The sequence below is a fragment of the Streptosporangium sp. NPDC005286 genome (genome assembly GCF_040607515.1).
Lineage (GTDB): Bacteria > Actinomycetota > Actinomycetes > Streptosporangiales > Streptosporangiaceae > Streptosporangium.
In genome coordinates, this window is record NZ_JBEXGU010000362.1 from 1 (window position 1) to 3,064 (window position 3,064).

General features: G+C 68.2%; 5 protein-coding genes and 1 tRNA gene. 5 read left to right on the forward strand and 1 reads right to left on the reverse strand.

Going from position 1 to position 3,064, the window contains the following annotated elements:
- On the forward strand, positions 1-321 hold a 321-nt coding region (locus tag ABZU75_RS46015; protein WP_355569777.1), incomplete at its 5' end, for a tyrosine-type recombinase/integrase.
- A gap of 87 nt (positions 322-408) precedes the next feature.
- Here the strand turns inward: ABZU75_RS46015 and ABZU75_RS46020 are convergent.
- Positions 409-485, reverse strand: a tRNA-Pro gene (locus ABZU75_RS46020).
- A gap of 110 nt (positions 486-595) precedes the next feature.
- Between ABZU75_RS46020 and ABZU75_RS46025 the strand changes: the two genes are divergently transcribed.
- The 4 genes from ABZU75_RS46025 to ABZU75_RS46040 all read left to right on the forward strand — a co-directional run bounded on the left by ABZU75_RS46025 (position 596) and on the right by ABZU75_RS46040 (position 3,020).
- On the forward strand, positions 596-1,033 hold the full coding sequence (locus ABZU75_RS46025) for a hypothetical protein (protein ID WP_355569782.1): 438 nt from the start codon (positions 596-598) through the stop codon (positions 1,031-1,033).
- Between the two features lie 434 nt (positions 1,034-1,467).
- Positions 1,468-2,151, forward strand: a complete 684-nt coding sequence (locus ABZU75_RS46030; RefSeq protein WP_355569785.1) for a hypothetical protein — start codon at positions 1,468-1,470, stop codon at positions 2,149-2,151.
- 6 nt (positions 2,152-2,157) lie between these two features.
- Entirely contained in the window at positions 2,158-2,823 is a 666-nt protein-coding gene (locus ABZU75_RS46035) for a hypothetical protein (protein WP_355569788.1), read from the forward strand.
- Between the two features lie 2 nt (positions 2,824-2,825).
- Positions 2,826-3,020 carry a hypothetical protein gene (locus ABZU75_RS46040; RefSeq protein WP_350930140.1) on the forward strand — a complete coding sequence of 65 codons (195 nt, stop codon included), beginning with the start codon at positions 2,826-2,828 and terminating at the stop codon, positions 3,018-3,020.
- Positions 3,021-3,064: the final 44 nt, after the last annotated feature.

Genomic DNA, 3,064 nt, shown 5'->3' on the forward strand with positions numbered 1-3,064 from the left:
GAGCGGGAGACGGCGGGCGCGAAGTGGACGGAGAACGATCTCGTCTTCGCCTCCCTGGTCGGCACTCCCCTGGACTCCCACAACGTACGACGGGCGTTCCGGAAGATCGTGAAAGACGCCGGGCTGCCCGCGAAGGACTGGACGCCTCGGGAGATGCGACACAGCTTCGTCTCGCTGCTGTCCGACTCCGGCGTACCCCTGGAGGACATCGCGCGACTCGTCGGCCACAGCGGGACGGCGGTCACGGAGGCGGTCTATCGCAAGCAGATCCGCCCAGTCCTGCTCGGCGGTGCGGAAGCGATGGACCGGATCTTCACGTGATGGGAGCGATAGTCACTCACTTAGTCACTCAGAATGCAGAAAGGGTGTCTCCCTTTCGGGTGACACCCTTGCCGACCAGCGAAAACCTGGTCGGGACGACAGGATTTGAACCTGCGACCCCTTGACCCCCAGTCAAGTGCGCTACCAAGCTGCGCTACGTCCCGGTTGTGCTGCGCACCTCTCGGGTGCACGTCATAACCTTAGCGCAGATCGGGTGGGCTTCGCACACGGCGACGTCCGTCAGGACAGGCGATCGCGCGAAAGGTGAGGGTGCGTGGGGCGCAAGGCGTTGATCGACCAGGAGGAGCTGCGGCGGCTGGCCGGGCGGGGGCTGTCGAACGCGGAACTGGCGGCACGGTTCGGGGTGAGCGAGTCCGGGATCTTGCAGGCGAAACGGGCCGCCGGGCTCTCGAAGCCGATGCTCGATCACTCGCGGGCCATCCCCTGGAAGCTGGACCGCGCGCACAGCCAGTCGGGGCCCGCGACGAACCTGCGGAACCTGTCGTCCGTGGCGCAGGGGCGGGCGATCCCCGCCGAGAAGCTGAACACGGCGCTGCGCTGGGCCGGGCGGCTGGTCGCCGCCGGACTGGACATCTCGTACGAGTCCGGCAGGGGGTTCACCGAGGTTCCCGCCTCCACGGATGACTGGCTGGCCGCCAGGGTGCTGGCCGAGGCCCGCAGAGCTCTCGATCTCCCCGAGGAGCAGGCCTGACGGGCTGAATGAGGGTCAGGGCATACCTGAGCCTTCATCCCCGGCCGGGGAGCCGGGCACTCCGCAGGCCGGGGATGAAAGCCCGACCTGCGAGCCGAGCACTGGTTCGCACTCCGGGAGTGAAGGCTTGGTCTGGGGATCGCACTGGTCCCACTCCGAGGGGTGAAGGTCCGGCCTGGGACCGGGCACCGGCCCGTAGGCCGGTAGATCGGAGATCGGGCCCGGGATTCCTGCCACGGGAATTCATAGGCGGCCGCCGAAGCCGGGAACCGCATTCGAAAACGCGGTAAAAGAATATCTAATACCCGACAGGACCTGCTAAAACATCAAATCCAGATGAAGTGGCGGGGAGGCAATAAATGTCGGCGGCCGGTTTCGAGGCCTGACCCCAGGGCAGCGCACGGGGACAAGCGCCTACACAACCGGAGGCAGACATGTCCACCGTGATCTGGGTGGCCGTCATCGTGGTCGCGGTGGTGGCGATCGTCGCAGTCGGCTATCTCGTGCTGCAGCAGCAACGCCGACATCGACTTCGTGACCGCTTCGGCCCCGAATACGAACGTACCCTGCAGGAGCGTGACAGCAGGCGCGACGCCGAGCAGGAGCTCAGAGCCCGCGAGCAGCGCTTCAGCTCCCTCGACATCCGCACCCTGGACGCGCAGACGCGCGAGATCTACACGAGGAAGTGGATGGAGGTCCAGGAACGTTTCGTGGACGCTCCCGGTTTCGCGGTGACGGAGGCCGACCATCTGGTGACCTCCGTGATGGCCGAGCGGGGCTACCCGACCGAGGACTTCGAGCAGCGGCTCTCCGACCTGTCCGTCGCGCACGGCCGCACTCTCGACCACTACCGGCAGGCCCACGAGATCAGTAGCAGGGCCGCTCACAAGGAGGCCTCAACCGAGGAGCTCCGGCAGGCCATGGTGCACTACCGCGCCCTGTTCGAGGAGTTGCTCGCGGCTCCCGGCAGCGAGGTCAACGGTGAGCGGAGTGCCCGGCAGGCCGATCTCGCCGACCACGACCCCCATCACCATGATCCCAGGCAGCCGGATGCCGCCGCCCCCGAGACCACGGACGGCAACGAGCGAGCCTACCGACGCGATCCCCAAGGACGGTGACCCGACGTGAAGAATCGATTCAACCCGGACAACGACCGGCTGGTCCACAAGGCCGACGAGGACGTGGCACCCGAGTTCCAGGAGCCATCCGCCCCTGACGCCGATACCCGCGCCCCCCTGCCCGGCGACCGGCGCAACGTGCCGGCCGACCTCGACGGTGACGCGCTCCCCCGGGACCCGGCCATGACCCCGGGTACGCCGGTGACCGGCACCGCCACGTACGACGCCCTGGACGACACCGCGCATGACGCCGTACGTGACCGCGTCCCCGCTACCGACTCCCCGATGACCCCCGCTTTCCCCGGAAGCGCCGCGGACCGGCAGGGCGACGTGCTCGACGAGGGCGCGAGCCTCACCGGCACCGAGCGGGCCGACCGGGCACCCGCCACGGCCGAGACCCTCTTCGACCATGACTCCGACGATGTGCTGCGGCGCTGGCAGGAGGTCCAGGCCGGGTTCGTGGACGACCCGCGCGACGCGGTACAGCGGGCCGACTCCCTGCTCGACGAGATCACGACCTCTTTCAGGAACGCTCTGGAGGTCCGGACCACCGAGCTCCAGGGACGCTGGAAGAACACCGAGAAGAACGACACCGAGGATCTGCGGACCGCCCTGCGCGGCTACCGCACGACCCTGGAACAGCTTCTCAACATCTCCGCTGGGACGAGGTGACCATGCTCGCCATCGCCGCCGCCGTCGTGTTCGGCCTCGGACTCCTGCTCGACCTGATCAACACCAGGATCGGCGGGATCAGCGGGACGACCTTCCTGCTTCTCGGACTTCTGCTCCTCGCTCTGCATCAGGCCGGGATCGGCTCGGCCGGCCCTCGGACCACCACCGGGGGCGGAGGCTGGCGCCGCAGGCGCTGACCGACCGCCGAGTGGGGAGGGGGCCCGTCCACGTGGACGGGCCC

Bases quoted from the DNA above. Each gene is read 5' to 3' on its own strand.
- ABZU75_RS46030 (WP_355569785.1), top strand. From the start codon at position 1,468: ATGTCCACCGTGATCTGGGTGGCCGTCATCGTGGTCGCGGTGGTGGCG.
- ABZU75_RS46040 (WP_350930140.1), top strand. From the start codon at position 2,826: ATGCTCGCCATCGCCGCCGCCGTCGTGTTCGGCCTCGGACTCCTGCTC.